Raw genomic sequence first — 297 nt, forward strand, 5'->3', positions numbered from 1 at the left:
GGCTGCACAAACTTTACGCATAATTACCTCTCGCTTTTCTGCAATAAAAAAGGCGTCATTCCTGACGCCATTTATTGGGGTTATAAATATTTCAACGAATACTGATGCCGGAAGCCGCTTTTTTGGTCACAATTACCGTACAGTCGGTGATATTGCCTGCCCCCTGATAGCCTTTCTGGAAAATCTTAAACTCCAGAGTGACGCTACCACCACCACTAGGCATATCAATAACTGCACTGTAACTACCGGGAATGGCCCCTTTAGTTTCTCTGGATGCGATTAATACACCGTTTTTGC

Annotated in this window: 1 protein-coding gene; it reads right to left on the bottom strand. The window is 44.1% G+C overall.

The window, feature by feature from the left end:
- Window positions 1-91: 91 nt before the first annotated feature.
- A partial coding sequence (locus tag HEN33_RS25750) for a phage tail tip domain-containing protein (RefSeq protein ID WP_445297916.1) occupies window positions 92-297 on the bottom strand: 206 nt, incomplete at its 5' end.

Source organism: Escherichia sp. 94.0001, from assembly GCF_013369155.2.
In the GTDB taxonomy this organism is placed as follows: domain Bacteria; phylum Pseudomonadota; class Gammaproteobacteria; order Enterobacterales; family Enterobacteriaceae; genus Escherichia; species Escherichia coli_F.